This is a genomic window from Klebsiella sp. A-Nf5 (assembly GCF_002810545.1).
Lineage (GTDB): Bacteria > Pseudomonadota > Gammaproteobacteria > Enterobacterales > Enterobacteriaceae > Klebsiella > Klebsiella variicola.
The window spans coordinates 43,053-61,775 of the sequence record NZ_PIOG01000254.1 but is presented as its reverse complement, the minus strand read 5'-3'; the positions used below and the strand labels follow the sequence as shown (position 1 = coordinate 61,775).

The 18,723-nt window shown below is 58.4% G+C and carries 16 protein-coding genes and 1 riboswitch; of the genes, 8 read left to right on the top strand and 8 right to left on the bottom strand.

Annotated features, from left to right (window positions below; genetic code table 11):
• Positions 1 to 35: 35 nt before the first annotated feature.
• Both CWM53_RS23695 and CWM53_RS23690 read right to left on the bottom strand, forming a co-directional pair.
• Positions 36 to 1,688 (bottom strand): alpha,alpha-trehalase, encoded by a 1,653-nt coding sequence (locus CWM53_RS23695; RefSeq protein WP_100729726.1) that lies wholly within the window; start codon positions 1,686 to 1,688, stop codon positions 36 to 38.
• 239 nt (positions 1,689 to 1,927) lie between these two features.
• Positions 1,928 to 3,076 carry an iron-containing alcohol dehydrogenase gene (locus CWM53_RS23690; protein WP_100631010.1) on the bottom strand — a complete coding sequence of 383 codons (1,149 nt, stop codon included), beginning with the start codon at positions 3,074 to 3,076 and terminating at the stop codon, positions 1,928 to 1,930.
• A gap of 135 nt (positions 3,077 to 3,211) precedes the next feature.
• Here CWM53_RS23690 and CWM53_RS23685 point away from each other — a divergent pair, with 135 nt between their 5' ends.
• Positions 3,212 to 3,835, top strand: a complete 624-nt coding sequence (locus CWM53_RS23685; protein ID WP_074387008.1) for a glutathione S-transferase family protein — start codon at positions 3,212 to 3,214, stop codon at positions 3,833 to 3,835.
• 52 nt (positions 3,836 to 3,887) lie between these two features.
• Here the strand turns inward: CWM53_RS23685 and gorA are convergent, their stop codons facing one another.
• Complete coding sequence (gene gorA, locus CWM53_RS23680) at positions 3,888 to 5,240, bottom strand: glutathione-disulfide reductase (RefSeq protein WP_100631011.1); 1,353 nt, start codon at positions 5,238 to 5,240, stop codon at positions 3,888 to 3,890.
• Positions 5,241 to 5,312: 72 nt separating this feature from the next.
• Positions 5,313 to 6,155, bottom strand: coding sequence for a 23S rRNA (adenine(2030)-N(6))-methyltransferase RlmJ (locus CWM53_RS23675; protein WP_008806933.1), 843 nt, complete (start codon positions 6,153 to 6,155; stop codon positions 5,313 to 5,315).
• Between the two features lie 193 nt (positions 6,156 to 6,348).
• Here CWM53_RS23675 and CWM53_RS23670 point away from each other — a divergent pair, with 193 nt between their 5' ends.
• From CWM53_RS23670 to rsmJ, 3 genes are all read left to right on the top strand, one after another.
• The gene (locus CWM53_RS23670) at positions 6,349 to 7,620 is read left to right on the top strand and encodes an acid phosphatase (protein WP_032731403.1); all 1,272 of its coding nucleotides are present in this window, start codon (positions 6,349 to 6,351) and stop codon (positions 7,618 to 7,620) included.
• 182 nt (positions 7,621 to 7,802) lie between these two features.
• Positions 7,803 to 9,845: an oligopeptidase A gene (prlC, locus tag CWM53_RS23665; protein ID WP_032733902.1), complete on the top strand. Its 2,043-nt coding sequence runs from the start codon at positions 7,803 to 7,805 to the stop codon at positions 9,843 to 9,845.
• A gap of 7 nt (positions 9,846 to 9,852) precedes the next feature.
• The gene (gene rsmJ / locus CWM53_RS23660) at positions 9,853 to 10,605 is read left to right on the top strand and encodes a 16S rRNA (guanine(1516)-N(2))-methyltransferase RsmJ (protein ID WP_100680930.1); all 753 of its coding nucleotides are present in this window, start codon (positions 9,853 to 9,855) and stop codon (positions 10,603 to 10,605) included.
• Between the two features lie 145 nt (positions 10,606 to 10,750).
• On the opposite strand, the gene dtpB is transcribed toward rsmJ, so the two are convergent.
• Both dtpB and uspA read right to left on the bottom strand, forming a co-directional pair.
• Positions 10,751 to 12,223 carry a dipeptide/tripeptide permease DtpB gene (dtpB, locus tag CWM53_RS23655; RefSeq protein ID WP_074387011.1) on the bottom strand — a complete coding sequence of 491 codons (1,473 nt, stop codon included), beginning with the start codon at positions 12,221 to 12,223 and terminating at the stop codon, positions 10,751 to 10,753.
• A gap of 255 nt (positions 12,224 to 12,478) precedes the next feature.
• Positions 12,479 to 12,916 (bottom strand): universal stress protein UspA, encoded by a 438-nt coding sequence (gene uspA / locus CWM53_RS23650; protein WP_004145166.1) that lies wholly within the window; start codon positions 12,914 to 12,916, stop codon positions 12,479 to 12,481.
• Between the two features lie 382 nt (positions 12,917 to 13,298).
• Here uspA and uspB point away from each other — a divergent pair, with 382 nt between their 5' ends.
• Positions 13,299 to 13,634 carry a universal stress protein UspB gene (gene uspB, locus CWM53_RS23645; protein ID WP_061153044.1) on the top strand — a complete coding sequence of 112 codons (336 nt, stop codon included), beginning with the start codon at positions 13,299 to 13,301 and terminating at the stop codon, positions 13,632 to 13,634.
• Between the two features lie 60 nt (positions 13,635 to 13,694).
• On the opposite strand, the gene pitA is transcribed toward uspB, so the two are convergent.
• Entirely contained in the window at positions 13,695 to 15,191 is a 1,497-nt protein-coding gene (gene pitA / locus CWM53_RS23640) for an inorganic phosphate transporter PitA (RefSeq protein ID WP_061153045.1), read from the bottom strand.
• 230 nt (positions 15,192 to 15,421) lie between these two features.
• On the opposite strand from pitA, the gene CWM53_RS23635 reads away from it, so the two are divergent.
• A complete protein-coding gene (locus tag CWM53_RS23635) occupies positions 15,422 to 16,615 on the top strand; it encodes an NAD(P)/FAD-dependent oxidoreductase (protein WP_074387012.1) in 1,194 nt (397 codons plus the stop codon).
• Positions 16,616 to 16,654: 39 nt separating this feature from the next.
• On the opposite strand, the gene CWM53_RS23630 is transcribed toward CWM53_RS23635, so the two are convergent.
• On the bottom strand, positions 16,655 to 17,668 hold the full coding sequence (locus CWM53_RS23630; RefSeq protein ID WP_074387013.1) for a magnesium transporter: 1,014 nt from the start codon (positions 17,666 to 17,668) through the stop codon (positions 16,655 to 16,657).
• Between the two features lie 56 nt (positions 17,669 to 17,724).
• Positions 17,725 to 17,906: riboswitch (M-box (ykoK) riboswitch) on the bottom strand.
• A gap of 158 nt (positions 17,907 to 18,064) precedes the next feature.
• Here CWM53_RS23630 and CWM53_RS23625 point away from each other — a divergent pair.
• Together CWM53_RS23625 and CWM53_RS23620 are read left to right on the top strand one after the other, a co-directional pair.
• Positions 18,065 to 18,340 carry a type II toxin-antitoxin system HicA family toxin gene (locus tag CWM53_RS23625; protein ID WP_074387014.1) on the top strand — a complete coding sequence of 92 codons (276 nt, stop codon included), beginning with the start codon at positions 18,065 to 18,067 and terminating at the stop codon, positions 18,338 to 18,340.
• A complete protein-coding gene (locus tag CWM53_RS23620; RefSeq protein ID WP_022066422.1) occupies positions 18,337 to 18,696 on the top strand; it encodes a type II toxin-antitoxin system HicB family antitoxin in 360 nt (119 codons plus the stop codon). Before CWM53_RS23625 ends, CWM53_RS23620 begins: the two co-directional genes overlap by 4 nt.
• The last annotated feature ends 27 nt before the right edge of the window (positions 18,697 to 18,723 follow it).

Genomic DNA, 18,723 nt, shown 5'->3' with positions numbered 1-18,723 from the left:
AACATAGCAGGAGAACGCCGCCGGGAACAGCCCGACTAGGTTGGCTCACCGTACAGGCCAATCAGTCGGCGCACCACGCCGTTGGTCCAGCCAAAGCCATCCTGCAGGGGATACTCCCCACCGCCACCCTCATGGGGGACACCGGTGGCAATATGGTATTTCTCAATCAGCTTGTGATGCTGCTTGTAAAAGTGATTGACCGTCTGCAGCCAGCTCCAGGCAATCTCATCCCCCAGCGGATCCTGGCCGTAATGTTTAAATCCCTGGATCGCCATCCACTGCAGCGGCGCCCAGCCGTTAGGTTTATCCCACTGCTCACCGCTTTCATATTCGGTGGCCATGATCCCCCCGGGGGTGAGCAGGCGGGCCCGCACCGCATCGGCAAGGCGTTCTGCCTGCTCGTGAGTCGCCAGGCCGACGTAAAGGGTAACGATGCTGGCGGCGGAAAACAGCGCCAGCTGTTCGCGGCGCCAGTCATAATCGCGGAAACAGCCGTTCTCATCGTCCCACAGATAGCGGTTGACTGCCGCCCGCCGATCCTGAGCCTTCTGGCGGAAGGCCGCCTCCGTCTCGCGATCGCCCTTCAGGCCGGAGAGGTTGGCGATGGTCGTCTCCAGCTTGAACAGGAAGGCGTTCAGGTCGATGGGGATAAACTGCGTCGTGCGGATACTGGCCAGCCGCGTGATATCCCGCAGCCAGCGGCTGGAGTAGTCCCAGCCGGACGCGGCGCCCGCCCGCAGGTCGCGGTACACTTCATTGGCGGGCCGCCCGGAGTGTCGGGCGGTCTCCACGTCCTCGCGCCAGGACTCATCCCGCGGCGTGTCCCGGTCGTCCCAGTAGCGATTGAGCAGGGAGCCATCCGGCATGCGCACCACGTGGCGATACGCCTGGTGCGGGATCAACGACTCGGCGCCGTCCATCCAGAAGGCGTGCTCCATCTTTAGATGGTCCAGATAGCGCTTCGCGCCGCGCACGCCGTCCTCTTCAAAGAGTTCGACCATCAGGGCAAATACCGGCGGCTGCGAACGGCTGAGGTAGTAGGTGCGGTTGCCGTTCGGAATGTGGCCGTAGGTTTCAATCAGCCAGGCAAAGTTATCGGCCATACATCTCAGCAGATCTTCCCGGCCGCTCTCCGCCAGCCCCAGCATGGTGAAATAAGAGTCCCAGTAATAGGTTTCGCTAAACCGACCGCCGGGCACAATATAGGCCTGCGGCAGCGCCAGCAGTGAAGACCAGGGGATATGATCCTGAGGCTCGCGGGTCAGCACCGGCCACAGCTTATCGATGTGCTCTTTCAGCGTCAGGCTGGGATCGGAGGTGTAGACGTCGGTCTGGTTCTCCGGCAGCCAGAAGTTGTCTTCAACGAACTGGCGCAGGTCGAAGTCGGGTTGACGTTTGACCTTCCGGTAGTGCCGCAGGATGTCCAGCGGATCGTGTTTCGGCGCGCAGTCGGGGAAAGTTTTGCTGTCGGCAAAGATGCGTGATTTCTGCACGTTGGTAAACAGCTCAAGATAGCGATCCGCCGGGGTAAGGGCATCGGACGCCGGAAGCCCCTCGATCACCTCAGGCTCCGGTTCAGCGTCAATCATTTCATCCAGCTTTAATTCGTACGGATCGGCTTCGTAGCAGGGATCGATGTCGATCCGTAACTCGTCGTCTTCAACGTGGCGTAATTTCTGGCTGAACATAGCGATACGGACCTCCGGATAGCGTGAGTTCGGGGCCGGGCATACCCGGCCTTGTCTATTAAGCGTAGACAGTCGCTTCGGTGAGTGTGAAGTAAACTGTGCGTTAGATCACGCTTTCCCGCCGAGAAGAAAAGCCGTTATCTTAAAGTAACGAATTGATAAATAACTAAAAGTTATCTATTCGGGCACAGATGAAATTCGGAGCATTCATTATGCAACAAAATTTTATCCCGGCGCGCTCACTCCCACGCCGCCTCCAGCATCTCCAGCAGCTGTTCGCTGCTCAGACTGACCGGGTTGGCCTTCATCGATGAGGAGGTGCTGGCGGCCAGCGCCGCCGGTTCCAGCGCATCGCGCGCCACGCCGAGGTCGCGCAGGGTGCCAAGACCGGCGCGATGGCTCCATTCCCGCAGACTGTCCCAGACCTGTTCCACAGGGACGTCCAGCCCGTCGGCCAGCCAGCGGCGAACGTCGTTGAAGCGCTGGCGCAGGGCAGGGTCGCTTATCTGCGACTCATTGAGCGCCAGGCCAAACGGCAGCAGGCTGCCGCATAAGGCACCGTGCGAGGCGCGGCTCAGGCCGCCCAGCGGGCCGGCGAGGCCGTGGATCACCCCCAGTCCGGCGTTCGCCAGCGCCAGTCCACCGCACAGGCTGACCCATGCCATCTCGTCGCGGCTGGCCGGACACTCTTTTTCCATCAGGATCTTTAGCGCGCGGATGCCCCGCGGGATCGCCTGCTGGCAGAGGGCATCGGTGAAGGGAGTGGCCCGGCTGCAGAGCCAGGGCTCGATCACCTGGGTCAGGGCATCGAGGCCGGAGCTCAGGGTGATGCTCCGCGGCGCGTTGTCGGTCAGCGCCGGGTCGACAATCGCCAGGTCAGGCAGCATTCGGTCGTCGCGCAGGCTCACTTTTCGCTGTTGTTCCGGGACGTTGATCACCGCATTTTTGGTGACTTCCGCGCCCGTCCCGGCGGTGGTCGGGATCGCCACGAACGGCAGCGGACTGGCTTCCAGCTGACGACCCGTTCCCACCACCTCCAGATAGTCGACCAGCGGGCCGGCGGCGGGCACCAGCGCCGCAATCGCCTTACCGGCGTCAATCACCGCGCCGCCGCCGAGGCTGACCACTGCCCGGACGCCTTTCTCGCGCGCCAGCTGGACGCCCTGCTCGATATCGATAAGCCAGGGTTCGCGGCTTATCGCCAGCGTCGTGACCTCCAGCTGCAGCGCCTCCAGCTGATGGAGCAGAAACGCCGCCCGCTGCGGGCTGGCGCCATGCACCAGCAGAATGGGGCCGCCCTGCTGCGCCAGCCAGGGGGCAGCGCTCAGGGCCTGGCCACGGCCAAAACGAATATTTGCGGGCATCAAAACGGTAAAAGGGGTCAACATGTCGGGTTCCTTTTCGGCAAACAGGCTGGAATCAACTATACACATTATCCACTACTCTGCCTTGTTGCTGGCTGGCAAGGCTGACAATAGAGTAGAGTGAAAGATCTCTCTTTTATGGCTGAGGAATCGCTGACAATGCTAACAATTCTGGGCAAACGCTCTTCAATCAATGTACGGAAAGTGTTGTGGACCTGCGAGGAAGCCGGGCTGGCGTACCAGCAGGAGGATTACGGCAGCGGATTTAAGCCTCTGGATACGCCTGAGTTTCAGCGCCTGAATCCTAACAGCCTGGTGCCGGTGCTGCTGGACGGCGACTTTGTGCTCTGGGAGTCGAACAGTATCTGCCGCTATCTGGCGCGGAAAGCGGAGCGCTGGGATCTGCTGCCCACCGAGCCACAGCCCGCCGCCGAGGTGGAGCACTGGATGGACTGGCAGGCGACCGAGTTTAACACTGCCTGGCGCCATGCCTTTATGGGTCTGGTGCGCAAAGATCCGCGCTTTCAGGATCCGGCGGCAATTAAAGAGAGTATTGCCACCTGGACCCAGTGCGTGCGCATTGTCGAAGCACAACTGCAGCGTACCGGGGCGTGGATAGCCGGCGAGCGCTTCACCCTCGCCGATATCGTGCTGGGGCTGTCGGTGCATCGCTGGAAGATGACCCCTTTTGCCCATCCGGAGATGCCGGCCGTGGAGCGCTGGTATATGGCGCTCAATCAGCGCCCGGCGTTTATGCGCCATGGCAATAACGGCGTGGCCTGAGCATAAAAAAAGAAGCCCCTGGGGCTTCTTTTTATCATCCGGCGACCGCGTCTTAGCGCATGGTGACGAACTCTTCTGCCGCTGTCGGGTGAATGGCGACGGTGTTGTCGAAGTCTTTTTTGGTGGCGCCCATCTTCAGGGCCACCGCAAAGCCCTGCAGCATCTCATCCATCCCGAAGCCGATGCCGTGGATCCCGACAATCTTCTCTTCCGGGCCGACGCACACCAGCTTCATGCGGCACGGCTGGCGGTGAGAGGTGACGGCGGTGTACATCGCGGTGAAAGAAGATTTGTAGACCTTCACGGCGTCGTCGCCGTACTGCTCGCGCGCCTGCGGCTCGGTTAAACCGACGGTGCCGATAGGCGGGTGGCTGAAGACCACGGTCGGGATGTTGCTGTAGTCCAGGTGCTCTTCCGGCTTGTTGTTAAACAGGCGCTCGGAGAGGCGACGGCCTGCGGCAACCGCTACCGGAGTCAGCTCGACGGCGCCGGTATTATCGCCCACCGCGTAGATGCCCGGCACGTTGGTGTTCTGGAATTTATCAACGATGATGTAGCCTTTATCGTTGGTTTTCACGCCGGTAGCCGCCAGATTGAAGTTATCGGTCGCCGGTTCGCGGCCAATCGCCCAAATCAGGCAATCTATGGTCTGGCTGCCGCCATCTTCCAGCTCCAGCGTCAGGCTGCCGTCGGCATTCTTCACCACCGCTTTCGGGATGGCGTTGGTATGCAGCTGCGGGCCTTCGGCGTTCATCACTTCCACCAGCGTCTCCACGATCAGCGGATCGAAGCTGCGCAGCGGCGCGTGTTTACGCACGAACAGGTGGGTTTCGGCGCCGAGGCCGTTAATCACCCCCGCCAGCTCAACGGCGATATAGCCAGCGCCCACTACCGCCACGCGCTTCGGCAGCGCCGGCAGTTCAAAGAAACCGTCGGAATCAATACCGTATTCGACGCCCGGAATATTCGGGTGGCTTGGACGGCCGCCGGTGGCGATCAGGATATGGTCAGCGGTGATCGTCTCGCCGTTCACTTCCACGGTGTGGGCATCGACAAAGCGCGCGAAGCCTTTGATGACGTCGACGTTGTTCTTACCCAGTACGTTGTCGTAGGAGGTATGGATGCGGTCGATGTAGGCGCTACGGCTGGCGACCAGCTTCTCCCAGTCGAAATGGTTGATGGTGGTATCGAAACCGTAGTCCGGGCCGTAAAGATGAATCGCTTCGCGGATCTGCGCCGCATGCCACATTACTTTTTTCGGCACGCAGCCGACGTTGACGCAGGTGCCGCCCAGTTCTTTGGCTTCAATCAGCGCGCACTTCTGGCCGTACATGGCCGCGCGGTTAATCGAGGCGATACCGCCGCTACCGCCGCCGATGGCGAGGTAATCATAATGTTTGCTCATGCCCATATGTCCTTAATCGTTGATTGCCGCGATTGTAGCGCGAGGCTTAAAAGGTTCCACCGATGGTTGCGATTACTCCGGTACGATCCAACTGACGGTGGCGTGGCCGGTGCCGGCCGGAACCAGCTTGCTGTGCAGCCACGGCAGCACATTGTTCATCTGCTGCTCCAGCTTCCACGGCGGGTTGATGACGATCATCCCGGAGGCGGTCATGCCGCGCTGGTCGCTGTCCGGACGCACCGCCAGCTCGATTTGCAGAATTTTGCGAATGCCGGTGGCTTCTAACTCTTTGATCATGCGTTTGATCTGTGCGCGCAGCACTACCGGATACCACAGGGCGTAGGTGCCGGTGGCGAAGCGTTTGTAGCCTTCGTGGATCCCGGTCACCACCGCCTGATAGTCGGTTTTAATTTCATACGGCGGGTCGATCAGAATCAGACCACGGCGTGAAACCGGCGGCAGTTTGGCTTTCAGCTGCTGGTAGCCATCGGCTTTATCGACGCGCGCGCGGCTGTCTTTCTGGAACTCGGCGCGCAGCAGCGGGAAGTCGCTCGGGTGCAGCTCGGTCATCTGCAGGCTGTCCTGCTCGCGCAGCAGCTGGCGGGCGATCAGCGGAGAGCCCGGGTAGTAGCGCAGCTGGCCATTACGGTTGAAGTGTTCGACCACGGAAATATACGGCTCCAGCTCTGCCGGCAGGTCGTCCTGCTGCCAGATGCGGGCGATGCCTTCGAGATACTCGCCGGTACGCTCGGCGTGCTCGCCGCTCAGCTGATAGCGGCCCGCGCCAGCGTGGGTGTCCAGGTAGAGAAACGGTTTTTCTTTCTCTTTCAGCGCTTCGATGATCAGGCTCTGAACAGTGTGTTTGAGGACGTCGGCGTGGTTGCCTGCGTGAAAGCTGTGGCGATAACTGAGCATGGATACAGAGATTCCGGGAAGTAAACAAGTTAACCGATAGTTTACCGCAGATCGGCCGAGATTACCGCTGCGCCGCCGTGCTGTTTCATTTGTGCCAAAAGCGTTGCAAAACATAACGCTGTCATAAAAACGTCAAACGGCCGCGCTAGCGTCGGGTACAGGCAAGGTAATTATTTGAATAAAAGGAAAAATAATGAAAAGGCAACTCTCACTGCTGGCCGTCGCGCTGCTGCTGGCGCAACCGGTTCTGGCCAAAGACATCCCGCTGGACAGGGCGGCGGCCCTCGCCAATAGCGTGACGCCGGCGGCCTCCAGCCAGGCGTATGACGATCTTGAGCAACAGGCGCTGACGCAGCTACGTCATGCTCTGCAGGGGGATGCCGCCACGCTGACCCGCGATCGGCTGGCGCACACGAAACAAAACAAAACTCAGGCCGATACCGCCTGGCTGAAGGCCAGCGGCTATGACTTCCAGACCCGGGCCAACCAGCAGGCGGGTATTGCGCTGTTGTCGGCGTTCAGCACCCTGCCGGAGACCGTCGTGAAGCAGAATCTGGCGACGGTGACTAGCATCAATCGCGATGCCGTGCAGACGACACGCCGTCAGGCGCTGGCCGATGCGGAAGGGATTAGCTACCTCTACTTCCTCAGCGATGCGCTGGGGCCGCGGCTGGGCAAAGCGTTTCTGACCGCCTATGACCAGGGCGCGCTGGGGAAAGCGGCAGCATTGATCAAAGCCTCGGAAGTCAGCACCGGCGAGGCGAAAAAGCACTTCAACAATCCGCGGCCGTTTCTGGTTCAGGGCAACACCATTCACCTGGTGCCGGACGACGTGGTGGTGAAGGATAACCAGCCCTATACCGCCGACGGCGGCTCGTTCCCCAGCGGCCACACCAACACCGGCTATACCGATGCGCTGCTGCTGGCGGCGATGATCCCGGAGCGCTACGACGCGCTGGTGGCGCGCGGCGCCCGCTATGGCTACTCGCGCATCGTGCTGGGCGTCCACTATCCGCTGGACGTGATCGGCTCGCGGATGGTGGCTGAGCGCAACGTAGCCCACTATCTTAACGATCCGCACTACCGGGTATTATTTAACGAAGCCCGCGATCAGCTGCGCGCCGCGCTGGCGAAAGCCTGCGGCACATCGCTTGCTGAGTGCGCGAAGAGCAGCGTGAAAGACGATCCCTGGCGCGATCCGGCGATGCGTGATTTCTCTCGTTTCACCATGACCTACGATCTGCCGCAGCAGAAGGGGCCGCAGCCGCGTCTGCAGGTGCCTGAGGGGGCGGAAGTGTTACTGGAGGCTGCCCTGCCGCAGCTGTCAGCGGCCCAGCGTCGGGCGTTGATGGTCAACACCGCGCTGCCGGCGGGTTACCCCCTTTCCGGCGCCACCCCCGAACAACAATTCTGGCAGCGGTTGAATCTGTCGGCGGCCTGGGAGATGGCGCAAAAAAGGCATTAATGCGGTTTCCGGCACGCTGCACCGCGTGTCGGCCTTTTCCCGCAACGGGCGGACTTATCGCAGCAATACCCAGGATGACGCACCGCCCGTCATTGAAATTCCCCCAACTATCCCCCATTCTAGATCTCATGCATAAGCGCCGGACGCGCGCTTCATTCACCCTTTTCAACAGGACAGCGCATATGACCAATCCATTACTGACGCCTTTTTCCCTGCCGCCTTTTTCTGCGATCAAACCGGAACACGTGGTCCCTGCGGTCACCAAAGCGCTGGATGATTGCCGGGCCGCGGTGGAAAGCGCGGTGGCGCACGGCGCGCCGTATAGCTGGGAAAATCTTTGCCAGCCGCTGGCGGAAGTGGACGATGTGCTGGGACGCATCTTCTCGCCAGTCAGCCATCTGAATTCGGTAAAAAACAGCCCGGAACTGCGTGAAGCTTACGAACAGACCCTGCCGCTGCTCTCCGAGTACAGCACCTGGGTCGGTCAGCACGAAGGCCTGTATAAAGCCTACCGCGACCTGCGCGATGGCGATAACTACGCCACGCTGAATACCGCGCAGAAAAAAGCGGTCGACAACGCGCTGCGCGATTTTGAATTATCCGGTATTGGCCTGCCGCCGGAGGCGCAGAAACGCTACGGTGAAATCGCCGCGCGCCTCTCTGAGCTGGGCAACCAGTACAGTAACAACGTCCTCGACGCCACCATGGGCTGGAACAAGCTGGTGACCGACGTCGCCGATCTGGCCGGCATGCCGGAAAGCGCGCTGGCCGCCGCTCAGGCTCAGGCCCAGGCGAAAGAGCAGGAAGGGTATCTGCTGACCCTGGATATCCCGAGCTACCTCCCGGTGATGACCTACTGCGACAACCAGGCGCTGCGCGAAGAGATGTACCGTGCCTACTCCACGCGTGCCTCCGATCAGGGCCCGAACGCCGGGAAATGGGATAACAGCCCGGTGATGGCGGAGATCCTCGCCCTGCGCCACGAGCTGGCGCAACTGCTGGGCTTTGACAGCTATGCGTTTAAATCCCTCGCCACCAAAATGGCGGAGGATCCCCAGCAGGTGCTCGACTTCCTCACCGACCTGGCCAAACGCGCCCGTCCGCAGGGCGAAAAAGAGCTGGCCCAGCTGCGCGCCTTCGCCAAAGCCGAGTTTGGCGTTGATGAACTGCAGCCGTGGGACATCGCCTACTACAGCGAAAAACAGAAACAGCATCTCTACAGCATCAGCGATGAGCAGCTGCGCCCCTATTTCCCGGAAAACAAAGCCGTTAACGGCCTGTTCGAAGTGGTTAAGCGCATTTACGGCATTACTGCCAAAGAGCGTACCGATGTCGATGTGTGGCATCCGGAAGTGCGTTTCTTCGAGCTGTATGACGAAAATAACGAGCTGCGCGGCAGCTTCTATCTTGACCTGTATGCCCGTGAACATAAGCGCGGCGGGGCGTGGATGGACGATTGCGTCGGCCAGATGCGTAAACTGGATGGTTCCCTGCAGAAACCGGTCGCTTACCTGACCTGTAACTTCAACCGCCCGGTCAACGGCAAACCGGCGCTGTTCACCCACGATGAAGTGATCACCCTGTTCCACGAGTTTGGCCATGGTCTGCACCACATGCTGACCCGCATTGATACCGCCGGCGTTTCCGGCATCAGCGGGGTGCCATGGGATGCCGTCGAGCTGCCGAGCCAGTTTATGGAAAACTGGTGTTGGGAGCCGGAAGCGCTGGCGTTCATCTCCGGCCATTATGAAACCGGTGAACCGCTGCCGCAGGAGCTGCTGGAGAAAATGCTGGCGGCGAAAAACTACCAGGCGGCGATGTTTATTCTGCGCCAGCTGGAGTTCGGCCTGTTCGATTTCCGCCTGCACGCGGAGTACAAGCCGGAGCAGGGGGCGAAAATTCTTGAGACTCTGGCCGAGATTAAAAAGCAGGTCGCTGTGGTGCCGGGCCCAACCTGGGGCCGCTTCCCGCACGCCTTCAGCCACATCTTCGCGGGCGGCTACGCGGCGGGCTACTACAGCTACCTGTGGGCCGACGTGCTGGCGGCGGACGCCTTCTCACGCTTCGAAGAAGAGGGGATTTTCAACCGCGAAACCGGTCAGTCGTTCCTCGACAATATCCTGAGCCGTGGCGGTTCCGAAGAGCCGATGGTGCTGTTCAAACGCTTCCGCGGGCGTGAGCCGCAGCTGGACGCGATGCTGGAGCACTACGGGATCAAGGGTTAAGTCTGCGGTGAAGATCTGCTTAATTGATGAAACAGGCGCCGGAGACGGCGCCTTATCTGTTTTAGCCGCCCGCTGGGGGCTGGAGCAGGATGACGATAACCTGATGGCGCTGGTGCTGACGACGGAGCATCTGGAGCTGCGTAAGCGCGATGAGCCCAAACTTGGCGGCATCTTCGTCGACTTTGTCGGCGGGGCGATGGCCCACCGGCGCAAGTTTGGCGGCGGCCGCGGTGAAGCGGTCGCCAAAGCGGTGGGCATTAAAGGCGATTACCTGCCGGATGTCGTCGACGCCACCGCCGGGCTGGGACGCGATGCCTTCGTGCTGGCGTCGGTCGGTTGCCGCGTGCGAATGCTGGAGCGTAATCCGGTGGTCGCCGCACTGCTCGACGATGGCCTGACGCGCGGCTATGCCGATGCGGAAATTGGCGGTTGGCTGCAGGAGCGCTTGCAGCTGATCCACGCCTCCAGCCTCAATGCACTGACCGATATTACCCCGCGTCCGCAGGTGGTGTACCTCGATCCGATGTTCCCGCATAAGCAGAAAAGCGCGCTGGTGAAGAAAGAGATGCGCGTCTTTCAGTCGCTGGTGGGGCCCGATTTAGACGCCGATGGCCTGTTGGCCCCGGCGCGCCAGCTGGCGACCAAACGGGTGGTGGTAAAGCGCCCGGATTATGCGCCGCCGCTGGCGGAGGTCGCCACGCCGAACGCGGTAGTGACCAAAGGGCATCGGTTTGATATTTACACCGGTACGCCGGAGTAATATTACGCCGTGGTGGTATCTCCCGGATAGCGGCGCAATGCGCCTTATCCGGGCTACCGAATTGTCGCCCGGCTCAGCGTAGCGCAAGCCGGGAACCGCAATATCTGAACAAACGGCGCCAGTGCGGATCGGCCATCCTAAGCGGTTACTCGGCGCCAGCCGGGGTATTAATCATCCGGTTCAACCACGGCACCATCAGCGCCATCACCACCGTGACCGCCAGCGTCACGAGGCCAATTTTACTGAACACATCGGTATAGACCGGCAGCGTCTGCAGCGGGTCGGTGATGTTTTCCGGCACCGCGGTAAAGGTCGCCACATAGCCGCCCAGCAGGAACGCGGCGGCCTGGGTCAGAAACCACATCCCCAGAATAAAGCCCATCAGATGCTGCGGCACCAGTGCGGCAACCATCGCCAGCCCCAGGGCGCTGATCAGCAGTTCGCCCAGGCTCTGGAACAGATAGACCAGCACAATAAACCACGGCGAGGTTAATCCCTGGGCGTCGGCGAACCACATCCCGGCGGCCGCGGCGGTCAGGAAGCCCAGCGCGCAGAGCAACATCCCGAGGGTAAACTTCACCGGCATGGTCAGGTCTTTCCCTTTGTGACCGAGATGGGTGTAGATCGCCGCCAGCACCGGACTTGCAACCACCACCCAGAAGGGATTGAGCGCCTGGAAGCTGACGGGGTTGATGGTAAAGCCCAGGATCTCATGATGGACGTTGTTGATGGCGAAGAAGTTCAGCGAGGTCGGCATCTGGGCATACAGAATGTAGAACAACACCGCCTCGATCATCAGGATAAAGGCGACGAACATTTTGTTGCGCCCGGTTTTATCGAGGCGAAACGCTTCGCGGAAAAAGAACGCAATGACCACGACCGACAGGACAATCAGCACCAGGTTGGCGACCATCACGTTATGCATCAGCCAGGCGCAGAGAAAAATCATCACTACGGTACCGGCCAGCACCAGCGCCAGATTGCGCAGGCTGAGGGGACGGTGATCCGGCTCGGAGCCGATATCTTTCACCATCCCGCGGCAGGCGACGTAGACCAGCAGCGCGATAATCAGTCCCGCGCCGCACAGGTTGTAGGTCACGGCATAGCCAAACTTTTCCGCGATCACCGGCGCCAGCGAGAGCGACAGCAGTGAACCGATGTTTATCGACATATAAAACAGGGTAAACGCCCCGTCGAGACGGGCGTCCTTCGGTGGATAGCATTTTGACAACAGGCTCGCCGGGTTGGCTTTAAACAAGCCGTTGCCGACGGCGATGGTGCCGAGGGCGATAAAGATCAGCTGCGGTTTCAGCAGCGACATCCCGGTCATAAAGTAGCCGATCGCCAGCACAATCGCGCCGAGCACCAGCGTGCGTTTGGTCCCCAGCAGATGGTCGCCCACGTAGCCGCCAATGGAGATCAGCCCGTAAACCAGCGCCGCGAAGGCGCCGAAGGTGATAAAGGCCTGTTCCTGAGAGAAGCCCAGCTGTTTGACAAAGAAGACCGCCAGGATCCCCTGAACGCCGTAATAGCCAAAACGTTCCCAGAGCTCCACAAAGAAGATCATGAAGAACGGACGAGGTTGCTGCAGCAAGCCCGTAGGTGCAGTTGTATTCATATTCCTTCGCCTTGTTTTACTTTCCCAAAAAGTATGAACGCGTATGCCAGAACGCGCTGAAAATGTCTGATAACTCGCCATGCTGCGGTTATTGGCTTAATGAATAGATTATTATATAGATGTTTTGGCGAATAACTGGTTGATCACACTAATTGAATGGCTTGTTTATGGATTGAAGCTCTGTTGTGGGCGGCGGCGGACTGAAATAAAAAACGCCCGCATCGGCGGGCGTCTTGGGTGTGGAAAAAGCGAAGGTTATTCGTCTTCTTCGTCGCGCAGCGGAACGATCAGCATGTCGACATGGACGGTGTTGATCAACTGGCGGGCAGAGGACATCAGCTTGCTCCAGAAGTCCTGATGGTGGCCGCAGACCACCAGATCCATATCATATTTTTTGATCGCATCGACCAGCACCTGACCCAGGTCGCCGCTGCCGCTCAGGGTCTCGGTGATCGGGTAGCCCGCGTTGGTCGAGAGCTCGGTCAGCGCGTGATGGGTCTCTTCGGAGATGCGTTTTTGCATGTCGCCGAGGTTAACGTCAATCAGCCCGGTGTAGAGGTCGGAGTAATTCACATCCACGTGGATCAGGGACACTTTCGCGTTATACGGGCGGGCCATAGAAACGGCTTTTTCAACCAGTACTTTACTCTCCGGGGACAGGTCTACTGCAATAAGAATATGTTTGTAAGCCATAGTGTTACTCCTTCCATAAGTTTGTCGATGACCATTGGACCTGGCAGATGGCGCTGCCGTTTCGCCCGCGTCCTGCGTGCTACATTCGCGGGAGGGTAGCCTTTAAGGACTTCATTGTAGAAGATATTTCCTACCTTATAGCGCCCCCCGCACTCCGTCAATGCACTGGGTTCACCTAAAAGTTAAACAAATTTATCCGTCTTACGTATTGATAACGAATAACCTTGTGGTAAAAAAATTAATGGATCTCCTACACTATTTAATGAGCCGGTCGGAAAAATAAATGTGATCGGAATCGCACTCTTTACGGTATCGTCGTGGGTTATTTGGGGAGCGGTAGCCGCGGAGGATTTCTCCGTGGGCGGGTCGCCGGGGAGGAGGTATGATCAGCACTATTGCGCTGTTTTGGGCCCTGTGTGTCGTTTGTGTGGTGAATATGGCACGCTACTTCTCATCGTTGCGTGCATTATTGGTGGTGCTACGTGGTTGCGATCCCTTGCTCTATCAGTATGTTGATGGCGGTGGTTTTTTTACCTCGCATGGGCAGCCCAGTAAACAAATGCGGCTGGTCTGGTATATCTATGCCCAGCGTTACCGTGACCATCACGATGATGAATTTATTCGTCGCTGTGAACGTGTTCGCCGGCAGTTTATCCTGACCAGCGCGCTGTGCGGCCTGGTGCTGGTGAGTATGATTGCGCTGATAATCTGGCACTAACGACATCTTCGGGATAAAAAAAACGGGCCAGCAAGCTGACCCGTTTTGATCGAATGCCGTTTAAATCAGTTTCAGGGAGAGCCAGTAAAGGACACCTGAAAGGATAATGGCTGCCGGAAGGGTCAACACCCAGGCCATCAGGATGCTGGTTACGGTCTTTTTCTGCAGACCACCGCCATCCACCAGCATTGTCCCCGCCACCGAGGAGGAGAGCACGTGGGTGGTGGAAACCGGCATCCCGGTGTAGCTCGCCAGGCCGATAGAAACCGCCGCGGTCATCTGAGCCGACATACCTTGTGCGTAGGTCATGCCCTTCTTACCAATTTTCTCACCGATAGTGGTCGCCACGCGGCGCCAGCCGATCATGGTGCCGATACCTAACGCCAGCGCGACCGCCATAATAATCCAGATTGGCGCGTACTCGATGGTGCTCAGCATATCGGTTTTCAGTTTCTTCAGCAGACGCTGGTCGTCATTGCTGACGTCCGGCAGCTTCGCCACTTTATCGGTGGTGTCGGAGATGCAGAGCATAATGCGACGCAGCTGACCGCGCTGATCCGGTGACAGTGAATCGTAGGTTTCAACGCCGGTCAGCATAGTCTTCACGCGGTCAAGCGCGTTGATGGTATTTGCTGGATGGCAATGAAACTCACCGTTGGCCGCGGTATTGGTATCCGGAGACGGAACCAACTGGTCAACGCCGGTGGCTTTCTTCAGCAGGTCAGGGCGCTGCTGGAAGAAGGTTTCCACGTTGTTGACCGCATCGCGGGTACGGGTGATTTCGTAACCGGAGGCGTTCATATTCACCACGAAGCCCGCCGGGGCGACGCCAATCAGCACCAGCATCACCAGACCAATGCCTTTCTGCCCATCGTTGGCGCCATGGGAGAACGACACGCCGATAGCGGACAGGATCAGGGCGATACGGGTCCAGAACGGCGGTTTTTTCTTACCGTCTTTCTTTTCACGCTCTGCGGGGGTCAGGTGAATACGCGCGCGTTTCTTGGTACCGCTCCAGTAGCGACGGAGAATGAAAATCAGGCCGCCCGCAATCACCAGACCGACGATCGGCGAGATGATAAGCGAAGCAAAAATACCAATCACTTTCGGGATATTCAGCGCATCAACCACTGAAGTACCGGTCATCAGCGCATTGGTTAAACCAATACCGATGATGGCGCCAATCAGGGTGTGAGAACTGGAGGCCGGGAGGCCGAAATACCAGGTGCCGAGGTTCCAGATGATCGCCGCCAGCAGCATTGAGAACACCATGGCGAGGCCATGCGCGGAACCCATGTTAAGCAGCAGATCGGTCGGCAGCATATGCACAATGGCATAGGCTACGCTGAGACCGCCCAGCAGAACGCCGAAAAAGTTGAAGAGCGCCGCCATCGCCACAGCGAGCTGCGACCGCATTGCGCGAGTGTAGATAACCGTAGCCACCGCGTTTGCGGTATCATGGAAACCGTTAATCGCTTCGTAAAACAGTACAAAAGCTAAAGCAAGCAATAATAATAGTCCGGTATGTAAATCCAGACCGGCAAATAAATGTAGCATAGGACGTTACGCCATTTTGAGGACATGAACGCGGCGCATTATCAGTGACTTTAGCGGCGCGGGCAAAGTGAAATATAGACTTTTTTTGATTTTCTTCCTGTCTGGTTTCTACCCGGTTGAGAGTAATCCTATATCTTTCAAAGACGTAACTGAATGCTGTTTTTATCGTGCTGGTGCGACCAGAGTGAAATATTTACAATTCCCGACAATTGGGGAATGAGGAAAGTTGAGTGGAAAGGTTTGATGCCATTGTGATCGGCGCCGGTGCGGCGGGAATGTTTTGTGCAGCGCAGGCAGGGCAGTTGGGCTGCCGCGTCCTGCTGCTCGATAATGGCAAAAAGCCGGGACGAAAAATTCTGATGTCCGGCGGCGGCCGCTGCAACTTTACCAACATGTATGTTGAGCCGGCGGCCTATTTGAGCCAAAACCCGCATTTTTGCAAATCTGCGCTGGCGCGCTATACCCAGTGGGATTTTATCGAGCTGGTCGGCAAATATGGCATCGCCTGGCATGAGAAGACCCTCGGCCAGCTGTTTTGCGATGATTCGGCGGAGCAGATCGTCAATCTGCTGCTCGCGGAATGCGAAAAGGGCGACGTGCAGATCCGCCTGCGCAGCGAAATCCTCAGCGTCGAGCGAGATGAACAAGGCTACCGGCTACAGGTGAACGGCGAAACGCTGATGACCAAAAAGCTGGTGATTGCCTCCGGCGGTCTGTCGATGCCGGGGCTCGGCGCCTCGCCGTTTGGCTACAAGGTGGCCGAGCAGTTCGGCCTGAAGGTGCTGCCGACCCGCGCCGGGCTGGTGCCGTTTACCCTGCATAAGCCGCTGCTCGAGCAGCTGCAGGTGCTCTCCGGCGTCTCAGTGCCTTCTACCATTACCGCCGAGGATGGCACCCTGTTCCGCGAAAATCTGCTGTTTACCCATCGCGGCCTTTCCGGGCCGGCGGTGCTGCAGATTTCCAGCTACTGGCAGCCCGGCGAGTTCGTCACCGTCAATCTGCTGCCGGACTGTCATCTTGACGAATTCCTGAACGAGCAGCGCAGCGCGCATCCCAACCAAAGTCTGAAGAACACCCTGGCGATGCAGCTGCCGAAGCGGCTGGTCGAATGTTTACAGCAGCTTGGGCAGATACCTGATGTGACACTGAAGCAACTGAACGTTCGCGATCAGCAGTCGCTGGTGGAGACGTTAACCGCCTGGCGCGTGCAGCCGAACGGCACCGAAGGCTATCGGACGGCGGAAGTGACGCTCGGCGGCGTCGACACTAACGAACTCTCATCACGTACCATGGAGGCGCGTAAGGCGCCGGGTCTCTACTTTATCGGCGAAGTGATGGACGTCACCGGCTGGCTCGGGGGGTATAACTTCCAGTGGGCGTGGTCAAGCGCCTGGGCCTGCGCGCAGGCGCTGGTGGAAGCCTAATTAACGTGCCCGGGCACTCTGGCGCCCGGGCCTACTTGATCAGTTCAACCCAAGAAAATACTGGGCGATTTTGAAATAGATAATCAGCCCGGTGCCATCAATCAGCGTAGCGATAAACGGCGCGGAAACCACCGCCGGGTCGATGCCGATCCGCTTAAGCACCATCGGAATGATCGACGAGACAATCGCGCTCCACAGGGTAATACATACCAGCGTCAGGCTGACGATCAGCGTGATTTCCATGCCTATCCCCATCATCCAGGCGCGCAGGCAGCCCGCCAGCCCCAGGGTCACGGCAATCAGAAACGAGGTCGACACCTCTTTGCGGATCACCCGCCCCATATCGCGCAGCCGCACTTCCCCCAGTGCCATCGAGCGTACCAGCGTCGAGGTGATTTGCGTTCCGCTGTTGCCGCCAGTGCCGATCAAGAGTGGTATAAAGAAGGCCAGCGCGATGGCCGATTCCAGCGCCTCTTCGAAATGCTGCAGCACGCTGCTGGTATAGGCTTCGGCCACGAACAGCAGCAGCAGCCACACCGAGCGCTTCTTCCACAGCGTCCACGGACTGATTTCCAGATACGGTTTTTCCAGCGGTAGCGTCGCCCCCTGCAGCTGGGCGTCTTCGGTGACGTCATCCTCCAGCAGATGGGCGATCTCCTTTTCCATCAGGCAGCCGACCAGCTCGCCTTTATCGACAACCGGTACCAGGTCGAGGCCGCGCTCGCTGAGCTCGGCAATCACCTGCGGGCGCTCGTCGTCAGGTTTGACGCGAAACAGGCAGCTGTCCATCAGGTAGCGGATAGACTGCCCGACATCCCCTTCCTGCAGGAGCTTTTTGACCGACAGGCTGCCGCGCAGTTTCCTGCCGGCGACGACAAACACCTGGCCGGGAATATCATCGCTGTCCAGCTGGGAGATAAAGTGTTCGCGCGCCTCATGGACGCTGAGATGTTCCTGCAGCGTAATAAAATCGGTACGCATGTACTGGGCGATCGCATCGCCGTCGAAGCCAGAGGTCGCCTGATGGGCGGCGCAGAGTTGAATGGAAGACATGATTAAAATCCCTATAAAAAATCACTCATAGGGGCGAACAAGACAGGGTTAGCGCAGGCAGATCCCTACGTCCTGGTTTTAGCACTGCATAACGTATCTGAACGGTCATGACCGCCAGAAGTTACCTTGGCAACACCTTGATTCGATGGAAGCCTGTATTTCCCTGAGTGGTCTCTCTCGATACCAACAGGGCGGTAACTTGTATTTATGCAGGAGCCTCGCCATAACGAGATCGTTAAATGAGGCGCCATTATTGGCGAAGAGGGATAATTAACAAAGCGTATAGTTTATGTGGTTTATCAACTGTTGATAAACAAAGTTCATCAGGATACGGCTTGACTTCATCTTGTGCTATCATTAGCTTGACTTCAATGGATGAAGTCATGGGGCAGGGCGATGGACCAGCAGGTTTTATCTTTACGTAATAAACAGCGCCACACGCTGGAGCAACTGTTTAAAATCCCTGTCCCACAGGGCATTAAATGGGCCGACATTGAATCGCTAATTAAAGCGTTGGGCGGGGAGATTAAAGAAGGACGCGGCTCGCGCTGTAAATTTTTGTTGAACCACAGCATTGCCAGCTTTCACAGGCCTCACCCTTCGCCGGATACCGACAAAGGCGCCGTGGAGAGCGTGCGCGATTGGTTAATCACTATAGGGGTAAAACCATGATCAAACCTAAAACGCCAAACTCAATGGAGATTGCCGGCCAGCCTGCCGTTATCAATTACGTGCCTGAGCTCAATGCATTCCGTGGTAAGTTCCTGGGATTATCAGGATATTGCGATTTTGTTTCCGATAGCATTCAAGGGTTACAACAGGAGGGCGAGATATCATTACAGGAATATCTCGCAGATTGTCATGAAGCGGGGATTGAGCCTTATGCTCACCCGGAAAAGCTGAAAACCTTCACGCTGCGCTATCCTGAGTCATTTGGTGAGCGTCTTAGCTCCGCCGCTGCGGAGGAACAGGTTTCCGTAAATACCTGGATCCTCGAGACGCTCAATGAACGTCTCAAACAGGCTTAAAACAGTCTGCAGCAGCTCGCCATCGTT